The 18845-nt window shown below is 40.2% G+C and carries 17 protein-coding genes; all 17 read left to right on the forward strand.

The window, feature by feature from the left end:
• The first annotated feature begins 100 nt into the window (after nt 1–100).
• Nucleotides 101–547 carry an Lrp/AsnC family transcriptional regulator gene (locus tag AC4HCY_RS04425; protein ID WP_255226880.1) on the forward strand — a complete coding sequence of 149 codons (447 nt, stop codon included), beginning with the start codon at nt 101–103 and terminating at the stop codon, nt 545–547.
• A gap of 6 nt (nt 548–553) precedes the next feature.
• Nucleotides 554–2182: an L-glutamate gamma-semialdehyde dehydrogenase gene (gene pruA / locus AC4HCY_RS04430; protein ID WP_323431034.1), complete on the forward strand. Its 1629-nt coding sequence runs from the start codon at nt 554–556 to the stop codon at nt 2180–2182.
• Between the two features lie 104 nt (nt 2183–2286).
• Nucleotides 2287–4125, forward strand: a complete 1839-nt coding sequence (locus AC4HCY_RS04435) for an N-acyl-D-amino-acid deacylase family protein (protein WP_323431033.1) — start codon at nt 2287–2289, stop codon at nt 4123–4125.
• 65 nt (nt 4126–4190) lie between these two features.
• Nucleotides 4191–4583: a 4Fe-4S binding protein gene (locus AC4HCY_RS04440; RefSeq protein WP_255226763.1), complete on the forward strand. Its 393-nt coding sequence runs from the start codon at nt 4191–4193 to the stop codon at nt 4581–4583.
• 42 nt (nt 4584–4625) lie between these two features.
• The gene (locus AC4HCY_RS04445; RefSeq protein ID WP_255226762.1) at nt 4626–6797 is read left to right on the forward strand and encodes an aldehyde ferredoxin oxidoreductase family protein; all 2172 of its coding nucleotides are present in this window, start codon (nt 4626–4628) and stop codon (nt 6795–6797) included.
• 15 nt (nt 6798–6812) lie between these two features.
• Nucleotides 6813–7010, forward strand: coding sequence for a sulfur carrier protein ThiS (gene thiS / locus AC4HCY_RS04450; protein WP_255226761.1), 198 nt, complete (start codon nt 6813–6815; stop codon nt 7008–7010).
• A gap of 223 nt (nt 7011–7233) precedes the next feature.
• Nucleotides 7234–8232, forward strand: coding sequence for a dipeptidase (locus tag AC4HCY_RS04455; RefSeq protein WP_255226760.1), 999 nt, complete (start codon nt 7234–7236; stop codon nt 8230–8232).
• Between the two features lie 19 nt (nt 8233–8251).
• The gene (locus tag AC4HCY_RS04460) at nt 8252–9067 is read left to right on the forward strand and encodes a tetratricopeptide repeat protein (RefSeq protein ID WP_323431032.1); all 816 of its coding nucleotides are present in this window, start codon (nt 8252–8254) and stop codon (nt 9065–9067) included.
• Complete coding sequence (locus tag AC4HCY_RS04465; protein WP_323431031.1) at nt 9068–10096, forward strand: succinylglutamate desuccinylase/aspartoacylase family protein; 1029 nt, start codon at nt 9068–9070, stop codon at nt 10094–10096.
• 105 nt (nt 10097–10201) lie between these two features.
• Nucleotides 10202–11788: an ABC transporter substrate-binding protein gene (locus AC4HCY_RS04470; RefSeq protein WP_323431030.1), complete on the forward strand. Its 1587-nt coding sequence runs from the start codon at nt 10202–10204 to the stop codon at nt 11786–11788.
• A 65-nt stretch (nt 11789–11853) separates the two neighbouring features.
• Nucleotides 11854–12774 carry an ABC transporter permease gene (locus tag AC4HCY_RS04475; RefSeq protein WP_255226757.1) on the forward strand — a complete coding sequence of 307 codons (921 nt, stop codon included), beginning with the start codon at nt 11854–11856 and terminating at the stop codon, nt 12772–12774.
• A 15-nt stretch (nt 12775–12789) separates the two neighbouring features.
• Complete coding sequence (locus AC4HCY_RS04480; protein WP_255226756.1) at nt 12790–13626, forward strand: ABC transporter permease; 837 nt, start codon at nt 12790–12792, stop codon at nt 13624–13626.
• A gap of 11 nt (nt 13627–13637) precedes the next feature.
• A complete protein-coding gene (locus AC4HCY_RS04485; protein ID WP_255226755.1) occupies nt 13638–14615 on the forward strand; it encodes an ABC transporter ATP-binding protein in 978 nt (325 codons plus the stop codon).
• Between the two features lie 2 nt (nt 14616–14617).
• Nucleotides 14618–15604 (forward strand): ABC transporter ATP-binding protein, encoded by a 987-nt coding sequence (locus tag AC4HCY_RS04490; RefSeq protein WP_255226754.1) that lies wholly within the window; start codon nt 14618–14620, stop codon nt 15602–15604.
• A gap of 2 nt (nt 15605–15606) precedes the next feature.
• Complete coding sequence (locus AC4HCY_RS04495) at nt 15607–16779, forward strand: M24 family metallopeptidase (protein ID WP_255226753.1); 1173 nt, start codon at nt 15607–15609, stop codon at nt 16777–16779.
• A 15-nt stretch (nt 16780–16794) separates the two neighbouring features.
• A complete protein-coding gene (locus AC4HCY_RS04500) occupies nt 16795–17706 on the forward strand; it encodes a phosphate butyryltransferase (protein ID WP_255226752.1) in 912 nt (303 codons plus the stop codon).
• Between the two features lie 19 nt (nt 17707–17725).
• Entirely contained in the window at nt 17726–18802 is a 1077-nt protein-coding gene (gene buk, locus AC4HCY_RS04505; RefSeq protein WP_323431029.1) for a butyrate kinase, read from the forward strand.
• The last annotated feature ends 43 nt before the right edge of the window (nt 18803–18845 follow it).

Below are 18845 nucleotides of genomic sequence, written 5' to 3' on the forward strand. Positions count from 1 at the left end.
AATTACGAATAGTAGTTATTTTAGCTATATAATTGACTAAATGATTAAATAAATATATAATTAGCACAATATAGTAACGGGAGGTGTCGGCGTGGATGATATGGATCTTAAAATTCTAAAAGAATTAGAGAAGAATGGAAGGATGACTCATGAGGAACTAGGTAAGATACTTAACATTTCGAGACCGGCGATACATCAGAGAGTCAATAAGCTTGAGCAGAGCGGAATTATCAGGGGCTATAAGGCTTATATCGATTGGTGCAAAGCGGGCCAGGTGCTGAATGCTTTAATATTTATAAATGCCAAAACCTCTGATTTTGAGTCCCTGATGAAGAAAATTATGAATATAAGGGTGGATGGACTTACCATAGAAGAGTGCTACCGAATAACCGGACAATGGTGTCTCCTGATAAAGATTAGGGCCCACAACACAGAAAATATTACTGCCTTGCACGATGAAATATTAAAAATGGACGGAGTCACTGAAACCCTTACCATGTTAATACTATCAAAAATGGATCATATAGTAAAATCGAAGGGAGAATAGAGAAAGATGAACAATGGCGTTATTAAAGAAATTGGCTTTGAGAATGAAAAGGTGCGGGAATATGCTGTGGGAAGCAAGGAAAGAGCTGAGCTTAAGAAGACGTTGAAGGAAATGAGAGAGCAAATGCTTGATATTCCTATAGTTATTGGAGGAAAAGAGATAAGAACCGGTAATACGGGAAAATGCATAGTACCTCATGATAATAAAAAAGTTATAGGAATTTATCATAAAGCGGGAAAGAAAGAAGCTGAGATGGCCATTGATGCTGCGCTTTCGGCAAAAAAGAAATGGGAGAAATTATCCTGGGAGCATAGGGTGGGCATATTTCTCAGAGCTGCAGAGTTGGCAGCGGGCCCTTGGAGAGCCAGATTAAATGCTGCTACAATGCTTACTCAGAGCAAGACATATTTCCAAGCAGAAATAGATGCAGCTTGTGAGTCTGTAGATTTTCTAAAGAGCAATGCAAGCTCCTTGTATAAAATATACAGCGAGCAGCCTATATCAACCAGAGACAGCTGGAACAGGACACAATACAGACCCTTGGACGGCTTTGTATTTGCCGTTACGCCCTTTAATTTTACGGCAATAGGATGCAATTTAAGCGCAGCGCCGGCTATGGCGGGAAATACGGTTATATGGAAGCCTGCTTCCAATGTAGTTTATTCTTCTTATATAGTATACCAGCTGTTCAAAGAAGCCGGACTTCCCGATGGAGTGATCAATTTTCTTCCCGGAAGCGGCAGCGAAATAGGAAATGTGGTGCTCAAAGATCCAAATCTTGCAGGGATACATTTTACAGGCTCTACAGATACCTTCCAGGAAATGTGGAAAGCTGTGGGAGATAATATACAAAACTATAGAAGCTTTCCAAAGCTTGTAGGAGAAACAGGAGGCAAAAATTATGTATTAGCTCATGCCTCTGCTGATGTAGATACTCTTGTGGCTGCATTGATAAGGGGTGCCTATGAATTGCAGGGACAAAAATGCTCTGCTACTTCCAGATGCTATATACCAAAGAGCCTATGGCCTGAGGTAAAGGAAAAAATGATCAGAGAAATATCAACAATAAAAGTTGGTGATGTAGAGGATTTCAGCAATTTTATAGGAGCAGTAATAGATCAAGCTTCCTTTGATAAAATAAAGAGCTATATAGATTATGCTAAAAATTCTCACGATGCAGAGATATTAGCCGGCGGCAAGTGTGATGATTCAAAAGGCTATTTTATAGAGCCGACCTTCATACTAACCAACAATCCTGATTTTAGGACCTTAAAAGAGGAAATATTCGGACCTGTGCTGACTGCATATGTCTATGAGGATGAAAGATTCGACTATGCGGTAGATTTATGCGAGAGCACAACGAAATATGGCTTGACAGGTTCTATATTCGCCAAGGACAGATATGTTATAGCTGAGGTGGAGGATAAATTGATGCATACGGCAGGCAACTTCTATATAAATGATAAGACTGCCGGCGCATCGGTAGGTCTCCAGCCCTTTGGCGGTGCCAGAGCATCAGGCACCAATGATAAGGTAGGAAGCATATTCAATATGATGAGGTGGATAAGCCCCAGAGTCATAAAGGATAATTTTAATCAGGTTAATGATTACAGATATTCGGATAATATAGAATAATGCTTTAGTAAAATATATGGACATAAGCGAATAAGAAATGTTTAAGAAGTAAACATTTCTTATTCGTTTTTTTGTCTAAGCTTTTTTTGAGGAGCATTCAGGCTATGGAAGCAGAAGGGTTCGTGATTAATTATAAAATTGGCATTAAGCTTGCTGATGATAAAGACAATATTATTTCATTGAAACAAATATATAAGAAAGGGATGTGTTGGATGTTTACCCTAGTCTTAAAAAATGGAACTATAATTGATGGAACAAAGAAAAAAGCATATAAGGCAGATATAGGCATCATAGATTCCAGAATAGTAAAAATAGGGGAAATTGACCAGAAGGAGAATGTCATAGATATAGAGGGCAGGTATGTTACACCCGGCTTTATAGACACTCATTCACATGCAGATTGTTCAGCCTTCTTATATCCTGACTGTGAAAGCTATATAAGACAAGGAATTACGACTTTTATTGGAGGCCAGTGCGGTGATTCTAATGCTCCTATAAATAATTACTGGATGAGAAAATATTGGGAATATGATATGTGGAATTATATTGACCCTTTTATATACTCTCCTCAGACAGTTCAGCCGGTAGATAAAGTGCTGCCTGTGGTCAAGGATAAGACAGGACAGGCCGTAGAATGGAAGTCTTTTGGTGAATACATAAAGCTGGTTGAGAAAAAAGGCATGGCCTGCAACATGATCACTTTGGCAGGTCATAGCCAAATAAGAGCTGATGTCATGGGGCTTGATTATATGAGAAAGCCTACAAGAGAAGAAATGGCTAAAATGAAGGAGCATCTCACGGAGGCTATGGAAAGCGGGGCTTGGGGTATGTCGACAGGCAGAGACTATCCGCCTAGTGCATCCGCGGATAAAGAGGAGATCATTGAATTGGTCAATCATATAAAAGAGCTTGGCGGATATTACTTCACCCATTGGAGAAGAACCGGCTTGAGGATAGCTGGATCGGCAAGGCCAAATAAGCTTGAAGGCATTGTTGAAGCTCTTGAGATAGCCCTTGAAACAGGGGTTAAGACTGAGATATCACACCTGACCTCAGGCTTTGAAATATATCCGGAGAATCCAGAGATGGACAGGCATGCATCAGAAATTACATTGGAGGTTATAGACAGCTATGTAGAAAAAGGAGCTGACGTTGCCTTCGATGTAATACCCGGTGTCAGCGGCGGCATTTGTATAAATCCCTATCTTGCATCATATTTTACCCCTTGGATAAAACAATCAGGTTCATTGGACCAATTCATTACAAACTTGAAGGCAAAGGACTACAGAAATAAGCTGGTAAAACTTTTAAGGGATGGAGAATGGTATCCTCTAAGCGGCAAATCAGATCCATGGTGGCAGAACAAAATTTTTATTACGAAGAGCGAATCGGAGTGTTATATAGGGAAAAGCATCAACGATATAGCCATTGAAAAGAATATGGAGCCTGTCGAAGCCGTTATGCAATTGCTATTGGAGGAGCCATTCATCATGATAAGAAGAAATGGAAAATCTGAGGAAGAATTTAAGACTCTTCTGAAGCATGACAGAGCAAGTGTGTGCACTGACACATATGCCTTTGATCTGGTCGGGCTTTACGGGAATGATGCAGAGATAGCAGAACTATTGCCTCACCCACATACCTACTGTGCTTTTCCCAAATATATACTTCAATACGGTATGGATACTATTGAGGAGACCATATGGAAGATAACAGGCTTTCCCGCTGATTTTATGAATATAGAGGGGAGAGGTAAAGTATTAGAAAACAATTATGCTGATTTAGTTGTTTTAGATATGGATAGTTTAAAAACCAATGAAAATTATATAGAGCCAAGAGTATATCCGGAAGGAATAGAGTATGTAGTAGTTAATGGTCAGCTAGTCCTTGATAAGAAAGGCTGTACAGGAATCAGAGCAGGAAAAGTTTTAAAAAAGCAATAAAAAAGGGAGCCCATTGCTGCTTAACAGCTTAAAGTCATAAACAAATTAATGATGAGGTGAATGTTATGAAATTTCTACAAAAAGATGAAACGTTATGCATACAATGCCACATATGCGAGGAAACTTGTGCCCAAACCTTTTTTAAATCCGGTGACAGAGAAAAATCCTCAATAAAAATATATGATGAGCCGGGAGAAAAGGGCGAAGTAATAAATGTATGCAGTCAATGCGGGGAATGTATAGGAATATGCCCCGAACTGGCCATATACAGGGCGAAGAATGGTGTTGTAATGATTGACAAGGAAAAGTGCGTAGGCTGCCTTATGTGTGTCGGATTCTGTCCTACCCTCTCCATGAGAATACATAAGGAGTTTTTAGAGCCTTTCAAATGCATTGCTTGTGGTCAATGCGCCAAGCAATGTCCCACAAAGGCAATCGAATTGAAAAATATAGATTAGGAAAATATATTTATGAATTATGAACAGGAGGAAGGTTAGAGGATGAATGTAACAGGTGTAAAAGACAACGTTGAAAAAATTAAAGAGGCTCACAAGCTGTTAAAAAGATATGAATACACCCCTGGAGAGATACAAAGAGGCTACGCAAATAAAACCTTATATATCAATGTATCGGACAATATTATAGAGGCTAAAGAAGTTCCCGAAGAAATAAAAGAGAAATTTATTGGAGGCAAGGGCTTCGGGCTTTGGTATCTGTGGAATGCAGTAAAAAGCACTACCAAATGGGATGATCCGGAAAATGAAATAGTAATATCACCGGGTCCTATAGGCGGCATTACCCAATATCCGGGTGCGGGAAAGTCTCTGGTAGTCAGTCTCTCCCCCACAACAGGCTCAGTTATAGACAGCAATGTGGGAGGGCATTTTGGACCTCTTATGAAGTTTTCAGGCTGGGATGCTCTTGAGATTCAAGGCAAGGCTGAAAAGGATATTGTTATTCTTATAGATGGAAACAAGGGGGTCGTTGAAATTTACGAAGCTCCTTTGGAGTCGCTGAACAGTCATATACTTGCAGAAGAACTGACAGAAATATTTGCAGAATCTGAAGAGGATAAGAGGAACATATCTATAGTAAGCGCAGGGGAAGCAGCAGAGCATACCTTGCTGGGAGTATTGAATTTCAGCTTTTATGACAAAAGAAAAAAAGTCCAAAGACTTAAACAAGCAGGCAGAGGCGGAATAGGAACGGTATTCAGAAATAAAAAAATCAAGGCAGTTGTAGTGAGATACAAAGGGGTGAAGGGCGACAGCAACAATCCTGCAGATGTCGAAAAGATAAAAGAACTGGGCCTGAAGCTTCACAGGGAAATAAAGGAGCTTGACAAGGATCAGTGCAGGATGAGAGAAATAGGCACTGCCCACTTGGTAGAGATAATGGATGATTATGATCTTCTGCCTGTTCATAATTTTAAATACGGCTCCCATAAAGATTCCCGGAAAATAGATTCCAAGGTCTTGGTGAAAAAAGTGGTACAAGGCTCCCCGGACGGCTGCTGGCACGGATGTTCTATGGCTTGTGCCAAGGCAGCTCAAGATTATGAACTAAAGACAGGACCCTATAAAGGCCACAAGGTTGTAGTTGACGGACCGGAATATGAGACAGTAGGAGGAGTAGGAAGCAATTGCGGAATATTTGATCCGGATTATATTATGGAGTGTAATTTCTATTGTGACACTTATGGTATTGACACTATATCTTTTGGCACTACTATGGCATTTTTGATGGAGTGCTATGAAAACAACATAATAAACAAAGATATAACCGGAGGTATTGAATTAAATTTCGGCAATGGAGATGCTGCCATGGAAGTTCTTCATCAAATGGCAAAGGGTAAGGGCTTTGGTAAGATTGCAGGTCAAGGAATCAGGCGTATTAAGAAGCTTTTAACTGAGAGCTACGGAGCCGATCCGAAATTTTTAAACGATATAGGCATGGAAGTGAAGGGCTTGGAATATTCTCAATATGTGTCTAAAGAATCATTGGCACAGCAGGGAGGGTATGCATTAGCCAATAAAGGTCCTCAGCATGATGAAGCCTGGCTTATATTCATGGATATGGTCAACAATCAGATACCTACCTTTGAGGATAAGGCTGAAGCTCTTCACTATTTTCCTATATTCAGAACTTGGTTTGGCTTGAACGGCCTATGCAAGCTGCCTTGGAATGATGTGGAGCCTGCCGACAATCACATGACCGATGAGCCGGCAAAGGTTCCTGAGCATGTTGAAAATTATGTTCAACTTTTTAATAGCGTTACGGGAAAAAACATAGATAAAGAAGAGATGCTCCTGCAATCAGAACGTGTGTATAATTTCCAAAGGGTATTTAACCTTAAGATGGGATTTGGAACCAGAGAACACGATATACCTCCGTATCGTTCCATGGGACCTGTTACAGAGGAAGAATATCTATCCAGGGAAGAAAGGTATGACAAGCAGTTGGAAAATATTTTGGGGCTAAAACCTGAAGAGATGAGTACAGCGGAAAAAATAGAAGCATTGAGGAAATATAAATATGAACAGTATGAAAAGCTTGTTGATGCTGTATATAAGCGAAGGGGATGGACGGAAAAGGGAATTCCTTCTGTAGAATTAATGGAAAAGCTTGGGATGGATTTTCCTGAAGTTATCAGGCTTATCGAGAAGCATTAATTTGGAGTGGTATAAATGATAAGGGTCAACCATAGAAATATGGATTTTTATGAAGGCATGACTCTTAAGAGCCTCATAAAGGATTTGAAATACAGCTTTCCTACCTTGATGGTAAAGGTTAACGGTGAGCTGGTACCCAAGGAAAAATACGAAGAAACACGAATTAGAGATGGCGATGATATTAACATAATTCACCCTATAGCAGGGGGATAAAATAGCGTATTATGTCGAGCTATGTCGTTTACATATGCAACGCATGTTTACAAATTTGACATAAGCATCGACATAATACAACTGATTTATAGGAGTATAAAAATATAAAAAGAGTTGTCTCAATATTGTAAATAGCCACAAATTCTAAAAATTTAGAATGTTGGCATGTTAATTGCTTAATTACATATAAAAGCTTGTAAATATAAAAGGGGAGTGTAATGAAATGATAAATAATTGTTTGGTTATCGATGGCTGTGCTTTTGTTGAAGGTGATTTTAAAGGCTGCTCCTCAAAAGTAGCCGATTCAGGCTTGGATGCTTTCTTTCTTACCTTGCCTAAGTCAGGTGAAGGCTTTACCGAGACAATAAAAGCTATAGGCAATATTTATAATCTTACGGATATTGAGGAGAAAAAAATACAAGTTGCAAGAACTCTTAGGGATATTGAGGAGGGAGCTGAAGCAGGTAAAAGATCAATAATATTAGCCTTCCAAGATCCTCATCCTATTGAAAACTCTCTAGATAATCTTAGGGCATTATATGAATTAGGTGTAAGAGTGGTACAGCTTACATACAACAAAGCGAATTACATCGGTACCGGATGCACGGAAACTATAGATAGAGGCCTGACAGATTTTGGAGCAAGGCTTATTGAGGAAATGAACAAGCTAGGGATGATTGTGGACTTATCTCATTGCAGCAAATTGACAGCCTTAGCTGCCATAGAGGCAAGCAAGCAGCCGGTAGTTTTTTCGCATGCATGCATCAGAAGCATGACCGAATCTCCGAGAAACAGAACAGATGAAGAAATAATCCTGCTTGCGAAAAAGGGCGGAGTTATTGGTTTGTCTCCTTGGGGTCCTCTATGCTGGAAGAAGGAAAAGGGGAAGCAGCCTTCAATGGATGATTATTTAGATCATGTAGACTATGCCGTTAAGCTTGTGGGAATCGATCATGTAGGTTTCGGAGGAGATTGTACCATAGATGACGGAGAAGATGCTTCAGGCACCACTGAGCAGGCTACTCTTTATCCTGCCGTAGTAGGAGAATACAATGCGAAGGTAGGAGTTCACCCTTCAGTAAGACATGCAATCGGGTTTAAAGGAGCCGGTGAGGTTAAAAATGTGGTAGAAGCTATGAAGGTAAGGGGCTATAAAGAAAGCGATATAGAAAAATTCCTGGGAGGAAACTTTAGAAGGGTAATACAAAGCGTTTGGAAATAAAGCTTAGGAGGAATTTGAAATGGCGAAGTTTGCACATTTGTCAGTGACAAAGGATAGAGCAGACAAGGAAACCCAGATTTTACTGAAAAGATCTGATTTGCCCCTCTCCGCCGAAGTATTGGAGATGGAAGGAAAAATTAAGGAAGATCCCAAAAGCGTAGAGCTTTGGATGCAAAAAGGCTTAGCTTTGTCAAAACAAATGCTTTTCAGAGAGGCAATAGAAGCTTATTCCATGGCACTTAGCATTAATCCTTTTCATGCGCTGACACTAAGGCACAGAGGACACAGATTCATATCCGTCAGGATGTTTCATGAGGCTGCAGCTGATCTGGAGCTGTCTTCAAGGCTTGACCCAACCAACTGGGATACATGGTATCATTTGGGTCTCGCCTATTACCTGATACGAGACTTTGAGAGAGCTGAAGCCGCATATAAGAAATGCCTTGAAATGACTCATTCTGATGAATTGATAGTAGCTATAGTAGATTGGTATTGGATGACGCTTATGAGATTGGGAAAGCAAGAGGAAGCAGACGAACTTTTGTATCTGGTTACAGAGGATACGGATCCGGGAGAAAATCTATCCTACAAGCGTAGAGTTTTAATGTATAAAGGATTAATAAAGCCGGATGAGCTTATCGACTTTGAAGGAGCGGAATTCCCGGATTTAGAAATGGCCACTCAAGGCTACGGGCTTGCAAACTATTATTATCTTAAAGGCGAATTGGAAAAATCCAATAAGATTTTAGAAGAAATTCTTCAAAAGGATGCCTTTTGGTCTGCATTCGGCTATCAAGCAGCCGTAGTGGATTATGAAGCGCGGGGAGGAATTTAAATGAGTCTTTTGACTATAGGAGGCAAAGCAATACACCGGGGAACCAAAGAAATAGTTTCAGTGCCTGTTACAAAGGATCTAGGCGTTGAAATAAATATAAAAGCGCATATTTTAGCCGGGAGACATGAAGGGCCAACTTTTCTCCTTCTATCAATGCTTCATGGTGAAGAGTGGTTTTCGATGCTGATTCTTAGAGAGTTGGTCAGGATAATCGACTTAAATGAGCTAAGAGGAAACATTATTGCTATACCCGTTGCTAATACATCTGCATTTAACACAGGCACCAGATGCGTAATGGATAATTCTGATGAACCCGATGCCAATAGAGCCTTTGGAGGAGAATACCAATGGCTAACCAATCAGATAACCAGAGTTATTGATGAAGAGTTTATGAGCAAATCAGACTATATGATCGATTATCATGTTGGCACCTGGGGCTGTACTATGGCGGATATAGGCTATGGAGCAGACTACCCTGACCCCAAGCTCTCAGAGATAAGCAGAGAAATGGCTTTGGCCTATCAATTCCCTGTTATACATCAGATGAAGCTAAACAAAGGAACTCACAGTAAAAGAACATCTATGGGCAGGGCAGCACTCCACCATTCTATTCCTGCTATAGTTCCGGAAATCGGCGGCTTAGGATTTGGGGAAAACATTGAGAAGGCATGGCTTGAAGACAATATTCGCGGAATAATGGGGAATCTTAAGTATTTAGGCATGATAGATGGAGAACCGGATTACTGCGACAAATATTTATTTGTTGGTGACTATTGGAGAGTATCCCCTAAAAACGGAGGATATTTGGAGCCTGTTATAGGCTTGGACAGACAATTTACAAGAGTGGAAAAAGGGGAACTGCTGGCCAGAGTAATTGACCCTGAGACTTTTGAAGTACTAGAAGAGCTGAGATCTCCAGGTGAAGGAGCAATTTTCTATACATGTCGCTCCTATATGACGAGGCCCGGAGGTTGGGCATATGGGATAGCATGCTTAGAAGATGATAACAGCTATTGGGCATCTAAATAAAGCTCATCATAGTGTAAACTTGATAGCCAGAAAAGGAGGGGATGTCAAAATATACATAAGTATGGGTTCTACAATAGATTATAAAAATATAAGGGGGAAATCTTAATGAAGAAATTTTTAGCATTCATGCTGGTATTAACGATGACTTTATCTTTGGCAGCATGTGCCAAGCCGGCACCTGCTGCTGTGCCGGAAACTCCTCAAGAAGAAAAAGGATTTAAAGACACTATAGTATTTGCTCCCAATACAGATGCTGCTTCTTTAGATCCTCATGTACAAAATGATACAACCTCTGAGCAAGTAGTAAAGATGCTTTACAATACACTTTTGAAGTTTGGCCCTAATGGAGAAATAACAGGCGATTTGGCCGATTCTTGGGAAGTGTCCGAAGATCAGAAAACTTGGACTTTTAAACTAAAAGAAGGCGTAAAATTCCACAATGGAACAGAAATGACTGCAGAGTCTGTAAAAGGTACTTATGATAGAGCAATGGATCCTTCAAACGGCTTAGTAGTAGGCGAGATTGTTAAGATGTTTGAAAAGGTAGAAGTGGTTGACAAATATAAAGTAAGCATTACAACAAAAGAGCCTTACGGGGCTATGATGGCATTGATGTGCAATATGTCCTTGGCGATAATGGATCCTGCTTATATTGAGAAATATGGAATGGACCTTGGCTCCAATGCTGAATCCATCAATGGTACAGGCCCATACAAGGTAGTTTCATGGACAAGAGATGAGGAATTGGTTTTAGAAAGCCATGATGATTACTATGGAGATAAAGCTTTGACTAAGAAGGTAGTATACAGACCAATACCTGAAGCTGCAGCAAGGGTTATAGCTCTTGAAACAGGAGAGGTAGATGCTATTCAGGGTGTACCTGCAAATGAAGTACCGAGGCTCGAGAGCATTGATGGCTTAAGCGTATACAAAGCAAAATCCATAGGACAGAGATTATTCAGATTTGGCTGCAACGATTCAATCGTGGGCAATACAAAGGTAAGACAAGCTTTGGTTTATGCTGTGGACAGACAGGCTATAATAGACTCTTTGTTCCCGGGACTATCTTATCCCTCAACAGCTCCTTTGGCACCTGTAACTTGGGGTTATGCTAACTTGGGGGAGATAAAGCAAGATAAAGAAAAGGCAAAACAGCTATTGGCGGAAGCGGGCTATCCAAATGGATTCAAAACAAAGATTGTTACTACAGAAAGATATGCTAAGGGTGTAGAACTGGCTGAAATTATTGCTTCTCAGCTTAAAGAGGTAGGCGTAGAGGCCGAGATACAAGTAATGGAATGGAGTGCTTTTTTACAGACCATCGATGGAATAACCGCAAAAGAGTTTGATGCACCATTGTTCATAATGGGTGCAGGTCCCTCTATGATGGATGCTGACGGTGGGCTGAGAGGACTATACACAACAACATTAACCGGTAAAAATGATAGAAACTATGGCTTCTATTCCAACAAAGAAGTTGACGAGCTTATAGATGCAGGAATGAAAGAAACAGATCCGGAAAAGAGAAAAGAATTATACAAGAGAGCACAAGAGATACTTTATCTTGAAGATCCTGCTGGAATTTGGCTGTTCGATCAGCTTACAAACCTTGCACATTCAAGCAAATTAAAGGATGTAACAGTAAGTCCTATAAGCACGATAACTTTTGAAAAGGCAACGATAGAGAAATAAATAAGTAAATTTTAATATATTATGAAAGCAGTTTTAACTGCTTTCATAATATGGGAGGTTTTTAAATGCTGGGATATACATTTAAAAGAATACTGCAAATAATCCCTGTTCTCTTTGTAATATCATTGGTGGTGTTTTTGATGCTCCATATGATACCGGGAGATCCGGTTAAGAATATGCTGGGTATAAATGCACCTGAAGAGGTAGTGGAGGCCACAAGAATCAAGCTGGGTCTTGATCAGCCCCTATATAAGCAATATATTGGGTTTGTAAAAGGTGTTTTCAATGGCGATCTGGGTGTTTCTATACACACGAGAAAGCCTGTTTTGGAAGAGATATTGAATAAATATCCTTATACATTAAAGCTTGCTATAGGAGGTACAATCGTGGCAACAATACTGGGAGTAATTTTTGGTATCATTGCTGCGGTAAATCATAATAAGTTTATGGACAATTTTATTATGGTATTGTCCTTGCTTTCCGTTTCAACTCCTTCATTCTTCTTGGCTTTACTTCTTATGCTGGTTTTTTCCCTGTATTTGGGTTGGTTTCCCAGCATAGGCATGAGGTCTCCGGCTCACTATGTGCTGCCTATAATAACTTTAGGCACTCAATCTGTAGGTATCATGGCGAGGACCACAAGATCTGCCATGCTAGAAGTATTGAAGCAGGATTATATCAGGACCTCAAGATCACGAGGCGTACCGGAAAGAATAATAATTTATCTCCACGCTTTTAAAAATGCGTTGATTCCTGTAGTTACAGTAATCGGCTTGAGATTTGGAGGATTATTGGCCGGCTCTGCACTGGTTGAAACCGTATTTGCAATACCGGGTATCGGACGGCTGATGGTTGATGGAGTCTTAAAGAGGGATTACCCTGTTGTGCAAGGTACTATTTTGGTCATATCTGCAACCTTTGTAATAATGAATCTTATAACCGATTTATTGTATGCAGTAGTTGACCCTAGAGTTAAGTATGATTGATGGGGGGGAAGCTGATTGAATTCACAGGTATTTAAGCGATTTAAGAAGAGAAAATCATCAGTAATCGGCGGAATAATAATCTTGATTTTTGTAATAACTGCTTTGATTGGACCAAGCCTTTGCAAATATGATCCTACTGCCATCGATTTGCCCAATAAATATCAAAGTCCCAGTATAAAGCACTGGCTTGGAACGGACAATTTGGGAAGAGATACTCTTACCAGATTGGTATATGGAGCCAGAGTATCATTGATGATGAGCGTAGTAAGCGTGTTTATAGGTTCGTTTATAGGCATTATTTTTGGTGTACTGGCAGGTTATTACGGAGGTTGGATCGATGCCCTTATATCAAGACTTATTGACTTGATCTTAGCCTTCCCCGGATTGCTTTTGGCCATTGCTGTTGTGGCAGTTTTAGGAAGCGGAATAATGAATACCATGGCAGCTATTGCATTTTATTCCATACCTTATGTAGCAAGACTTGTGAGAGGACTTGTAATATCTTTAAAGCATACAGAATTTATACAAGCCTGCAAAGTGATAGGGGCATCTGATTTTAGAATAATTGTTTTCCATATAATACCAAATACAATGGGGCAAATAATAATAGATGTTACTTTAAGCTTAGGCTCTGCAATACTTACGGCTTCCTCCCTGTCCTTTCTCGGTCTCGGAGTACAGCCGCCCAATCCAGAATGGGGAGCCATGCTGAGCCAAGCCAGAGAAGTATTGAGAAGTACGCCTCTAGCGGCCTTAGCTCCGGGAACTGCAATAACCATGGTAGTCTTGAGCTTCAGTTTGGTTGGAGATGGTTTGAGAGATGCGTTGGATCCTAAGTTAAAGAATAGCTAGTGGGTGAGAATATGAAAGAAAATATACTTAAAGTTAATAATCTGAAAACATATTTCTATACTGAAGAAGGAGTCTTGCCCGGGGTAGATGGGGTGGACATAGAAGTCAACAAGGGAGAGACCTTGGCAATAGTCGGTGAATCGGGCTGCGGCAAGAGTGTAACCTCCTTGTCTATACTAAGGCTCATACCAAACCCTCCAGGCAAGATAGTAGAAGGGGAAATATTATATAAGGGCAAAGACCTGTTAAAGCTCAGTGAAAGAGAAATGAGGGGCATAAGAGGCAACGATATATCTATGATTTTTCAGGAGCCTATGACTTCCTTAAATCCTGTTTTTACTGTAGGAAAGCAAATAATGGAATCACTTATGATTCATCAGAAAATGAATAAAAGCCAAGCCAGGGAAAGAGCCATAGAAATGCTGAAGCTGGTAGGGATACCCCTTCCTGAAAGGCGTGTGGACAACTATCCTCATCAGCTTAGCGGAGGTATGCGCCAAAGAGTTATGATAGCTATGGCTTTGGCTTGCAGTCCGAAGATACTCATAGCTGATGAGCCTACAACCGCATTGGACGTGACTATACAGGCACAAATTTTGAGATTGATGTGTGACTTGAAGGCAAAGACAGACACTTCTATAATTTTGATTACCCATGATTTGGGAGTTGTAGCGCAAATTGCGGAAAATGTTATGGTTATGTATGCGGGTAAAGCCGTTGAATATTCAGATGTAAAATCCTTATTTAAAAATCCTTTGCATCCATATACAAGAGGCTTGCTTAATTCAATACCAAAAATTAATAGCGAGCAAGAGAAGCTATACAATATTGAAGGCAATGTACCCAGTCCAAGAAACTATCCCAAAGGCTGCAGGTTCAGTCCCAGATGTGATGAAGCAGAAAGCGCGTGCTTTGACAAAGAGCCTGAGCTTATAAATGTAGGTGATAGCAGAAGGGTAAGATGCTGGAAGTATAAAGGAGATGAGTAGGATTGAATAATGTTATTTTAGAAGTAAAAGATTTGAAGATGCATTTTCCGATTAAAATAAAAACAAAGAGCTTCATTAGTGAAAAAAAATACGTGAAGGCTGTAGATGGAGTAAGCTTCAGCATACATGAAGGAGAAACCTTGGGTCTTGTAGGAGAGAGCGGCTGCGGGAAATCTACCACAGGTAAAATGATAGTCAAGCTCCTTGAACCAACTGAAGGCAGTATAAGGTTCAGAGGCAAAGATGTGTTCAAAACTCAAGGGGAAGAGTCAAAGCTTTTGCGTAAAGAAGTTCAGATTATTTTTCAAGACCCTTACTCATCTCTGGATCCGCGTTTTACAGTAGGCAGGACAATAAGTGAGCCGCTGGTGGTTCATAAAATAGGGGATGAGAAGACAAGAAAGGAAAGAGCTATAAAGCTGATGAACGACGTAGGATTGATGGGAGAATATTTTGATCGTTACCCTCATGAATTCAGCGGAGGTCAGAGGCAGAGAATAGGGGTAGCCAGAGCTTTGGCCTTAAATCCTTCCTTGATCGTTTGTGATGAACCTGTATCTGCCTTGGATGTATCAATCCAGGCTCAGATACTGAATTTAATGCAGGAGTTGCAAGCAAAATATCATTTGACTTACCTGTTCATTTCCCACAACTTAAGTGTGGTCAAGCATATTTGCGATAGGATTGCTGTTATGTACTTGGGTAAGATTGTAGAGATAGCAAATAAAAAGGACTTATTTGATAATCCAAAGCATCCATATACACAAGCTTTGCTAAGTGCCATACCCATTCCTGACCCTGAGATTATAGTAGAACAGGAAATGTTGGAAGGAGACGTACCCAGCCCGGTAGATCCCCCATCGGGCTGTCGTTTCCATACAAGATGCAAAAATGTAATGGATATATGCAAGAAGCAAGAACCCAAAGACTTAAATATGGGGGAAGATCATATTGTAGCATGTCATTTATACGATAATAAGGAGGATTGAAAATGAGACAATCTCTGATGTTAGGATTTCCGGTGGAGGAGTATGAAAGAAGACTTCAAAAGATTACAAGCCAAATGGAATCAAAGGGCATAGATGCAATAATACTTACAAGTGATGAAAACACTTTTTACTTTTCTGGTTTTAACAGCATAGTATGGGACAGCAAGGTTTCTACTCCCGGGGTAGTAATAATAACCAAGGATGGATCCATGGCTTTGGCTACTACAAAAGGAGGAGCTGAAACGGCAAGAGTTACATCCTGTGCGGAAGATATAAGGGCATACGGCAAGGATGAATATCCAACCTATGCAAAGGCTATAACCTCTTTGCTCAGGGACAAGGGAGTCATCAGGGGAAGAGTCGGTTTGGAATTAGGGGAAGGCCATAAGATGCACTTAAATTATAATGCATCACAGGATCTTTTTAATGAATTGAAGGATGCAGAAATAGTTGATGCAGCGGAGATCATATGGAACCTAAGATCTATAAAATCTCCTCTTGAGATTGAAAAGATCAGAGAATGCTGCAGCATAAATATAAGAGGAATACAAAAAGGTCTGGATAGCCTTTATGAAGGCATGACTGAGGATGAGCTGTATAGGACTATAGCTCAGGAATATTTTAGGCTTGGTGCTCAAAGGACTTTGCCTCTTGGAGTAAGAGCGGGAGTTGAGAGATATTCTCAAAGCAACTGCCCTCCATCAGACAGGCCTATAGGCAAGGGTGATATTATATTGATAGACGGAGGTCCGGTTTATAGAGGATATTATTCGGATATAATCAGAGAGGCTGTAATAGGCAAGCCCACAGACTATCAGCTTGAAATGTTTAATGTGGCAAGGGAGGCCTGCTATAAAGGAATAGAGGCTATAAAACCCGGTGTGCCTATTAAGGAAGTTGTCAAAGTTGTTGATGACTTTATGGATAATAGTAAATTTTCAGAAATAAACGTATATAAGAATTGGTGCGGTCATAGCATAGGAGTTGGAGTTCATGAATTCCCTATGCTGGACAGCAAGACCGATACAATACTTCAACCGGGCATGACCTTTGCCATAGAACCATATATATATGAATATGGAGTAGGAAGTCTTGGGATAGAAGAAAACATACTTGTTACGGAAACCGGATGTGAGATTCTGACTCCGTCAAACAGTGAGCTGATGATACTGTAGTAAAGGATAATGGTTATGATAGATACTTTTGAACAAATAATTGAATACGCTAAAAATATTGGACCCAAAACCATAGCAGTGGCGGCGGCTGAAGATGAAGATGTCTTGAAATCCGTTGAACATGCATGTGAAGAAGGCATTGCCGATGCAATCCTGATAGGGGATAAGGGAAAAATACAAGAAATAGTTGAGGAAAACAATCTTAATAAAGGATATGAAATTGTAGATGAAAAGGATAAAATAGAAGCATGCCGCAAGGCTGTGCAGCTTGTTAAAGCAGGCAAGGCTTCCCTGATCATGAAAGGCTTTGTAGATACTTCAGTAATATTAAAAGCCATACTTGATAAGGAAACAGGCTTAAATATTGATGGCTTGCTGAGCCATGTAGGTGTCCTAAAGACCGATAAATATGATAGGTTCTTTATTATAAGTGATTCGGCAATGAATATTTCACCCAGCTTGGAAGATAAAGTAAGCATAATAAATAATGCTGTAAAGGTTGCCCATGCCTTAGGCAATAAAAGCCCTAAGGTAGCGGTTTTATGCCCGGTGGAAAAAGTTAATCAGAAGATACTCTCTACTGTTCATGCAGCTGAATTGGTCAGGATGAACAATGAAGGCATAATAAAAGGCTGCATTGTAGGAGGCCCATTTGCTTTAGACAATGCGGTATCACAGGAAGCAGCAAAGCATAAAGGTATAGTTAATCCTGTAGCAGGGCAAGCGGACGTTTTGATAACGCCCAATTTGGAGGCAGGCAATATACTTAATAAAGCTATAGAATATTTTTCAAATGTAGAAAAGGCAGGAGTAATTATGGGGGCTAAATCCCCTATTGTTCTGACCTCTAGAGCCAGCTCTGTATCTGCAAAGCTAAATTCCATTGCACTTGCAGTGCTGATCTCCAGGGGCTCTGTAATGGATTAAATTTTAGGAGGATTAAGCAATGAACCAGATATACAGGATATTGGCAATAAACCCGGGATCAACTTCTACAAAGATAGCAGTATATGATAATGAAGATTCTATATTTACAAAAACCATATTCCATTCTTCCGAGATCATAGGTCAGTTCAGCAAAATCCATGATCAGTACAACTTCAGAAAAGAGATGGTGGTCAACACTCTTAAAGAGCAGGGAGTAGATTTAAACAGCTTGGATGGAGTTGTAGGCAGAGGAGGTAACATGAAGCCTGTAAAAGGCGGAACCTATGGCATCAATGAAAAAATGATTGAAGACTTAAAGGTTGGAGTTATGGGACAGCATGCCTCAAATCTCGGCGGCATAATAGCGTGGGAGATTGCTAATCTCCTCAATATACCGGCATATGTGGTTGACCCTGTAGTTGTTGATGAGCTTGAAGATTTAGCAAGGATATCCGGGATGCCGGAAATCCCCAGGAAGTCCAAGGATCATCCATTAAATCAAAAGGCGGTAGGCAGGAAAGCGGCCGCTGAGCTTGGAGGAAAATATGAAGAATATAACTTTCTTATAGCTCATCTTGGCGGAGGCATTTCCATAGGAGTTCACAAAAAAGGCAGAATAATTGATGTGAATAATGCGCTGGACGGAGATGGACCCTTTTCTCCTGAACGATCAGGAGGACTTCCGGTTGGTTCATTAGTAGACATGTGTTTTTCAGGGGAATACACAAAACAGGAAATAATGAAAAAAATAGTGGGCAATGGAGGATTGACGGCATATTTAGGAACTAATGACGGCAGAGAAATTCAAAAAAGGATAAAAGCCGGAGATGAATATGCAAAGCTTATTTATGAAGCGATGGCATATCAAATTTCGAAAGAAATAGGAGCGGGAGCTTCAGTCCTCAGGGGTGAGGTAGATGCCATATTGTTGACTGGAGGTGTGGCCTATGATGATGAGTTTACAGCTTGGATCAAAGAAAGAGTAGGCTTTATAGCACCGGTAATGGTTTATCCGGGAGAGTTTGAAATGGTTGCATTAGTCCAAGGAGTGCTTAGAGTAATGAATGGTGTGGAAAGTGTAAAAATATATTCATAGGAAATATTACAGGTAAGTCTTCGGCTTTGTATTTAGCAGGAAG

It is taken from the genome of Lutispora sp. QWL-02, assembly GCF_058315355.1.

What these genes read in the sequence shown, in the direction of transcription:
- AC4HCY_RS04425 (WP_255226880.1), top strand. Translation starts at nt 101, where the DNA reads ATGGATCTTAAAATTCTAAAAGAATTAGAGAAGAATGGAAGGATGACT.
- pruA (WP_323431034.1), top strand. Translation starts at nt 554, where the DNA reads ATGAACAATGGCGTTATTAAAGAAATTGGCTTTGAGAATGAAAAGGTG.
- AC4HCY_RS04435 (WP_323431033.1), top strand. Translation starts at nt 2,287, where the DNA reads ATGGAAGCAGAAGGGTTCGTGATTAATTATAAAATTGGCATTAAGCTT.
- AC4HCY_RS04440 (WP_255226763.1), top strand. Translation starts at nt 4,191, where the DNA reads ATGAAATTTCTACAAAAAGATGAAACGTTATGCATACAATGCCACATA.
- AC4HCY_RS04445 (WP_255226762.1), top strand. Translation starts at nt 4,626, where the DNA reads ATGAATGTAACAGGTGTAAAAGACAACGTTGAAAAAATTAAAGAGGCT.
- thiS (WP_255226761.1), top strand. Translation starts at nt 6,813, where the DNA reads ATGATAAGGGTCAACCATAGAAATATGGATTTTTATGAAGGCATGACT.
- AC4HCY_RS04455 (WP_255226760.1), top strand. Translation starts at nt 7,234, where the DNA reads ATGATAAATAATTGTTTGGTTATCGATGGCTGTGCTTTTGTTGAAGGT.
- AC4HCY_RS04460 (WP_323431032.1), top strand. Translation starts at nt 8,252, where the DNA reads ATGGCGAAGTTTGCACATTTGTCAGTGACAAAGGATAGAGCAGACAAG.
- AC4HCY_RS04465 (WP_323431031.1), top strand. Translation starts at nt 9,068, where the DNA reads ATGAGTCTTTTGACTATAGGAGGCAAAGCAATACACCGGGGAACCAAA.
- AC4HCY_RS04470 (WP_323431030.1), top strand. Translation starts at nt 10,202, where the DNA reads ATGAAGAAATTTTTAGCATTCATGCTGGTATTAACGATGACTTTATCT.
- AC4HCY_RS04475 (WP_255226757.1), top strand. Translation starts at nt 11,854, where the DNA reads ATGCTGGGATATACATTTAAAAGAATACTGCAAATAATCCCTGTTCTC.
- AC4HCY_RS04485 (WP_255226755.1), top strand. Translation starts at nt 13,638, where the DNA reads ATGAAAGAAAATATACTTAAAGTTAATAATCTGAAAACATATTTCTAT.
- AC4HCY_RS04495 (WP_255226753.1), top strand. Translation starts at nt 15,607, where the DNA reads ATGAGACAATCTCTGATGTTAGGATTTCCGGTGGAGGAGTATGAAAGA.
- AC4HCY_RS04500 (WP_255226752.1), top strand. Translation starts at nt 16,795, where the DNA reads ATGATAGATACTTTTGAACAAATAATTGAATACGCTAAAAATATTGGA.
- buk (WP_323431029.1), top strand. Translation starts at nt 17,726, where the DNA reads ATGAACCAGATATACAGGATATTGGCAATAAACCCGGGATCAACTTCT.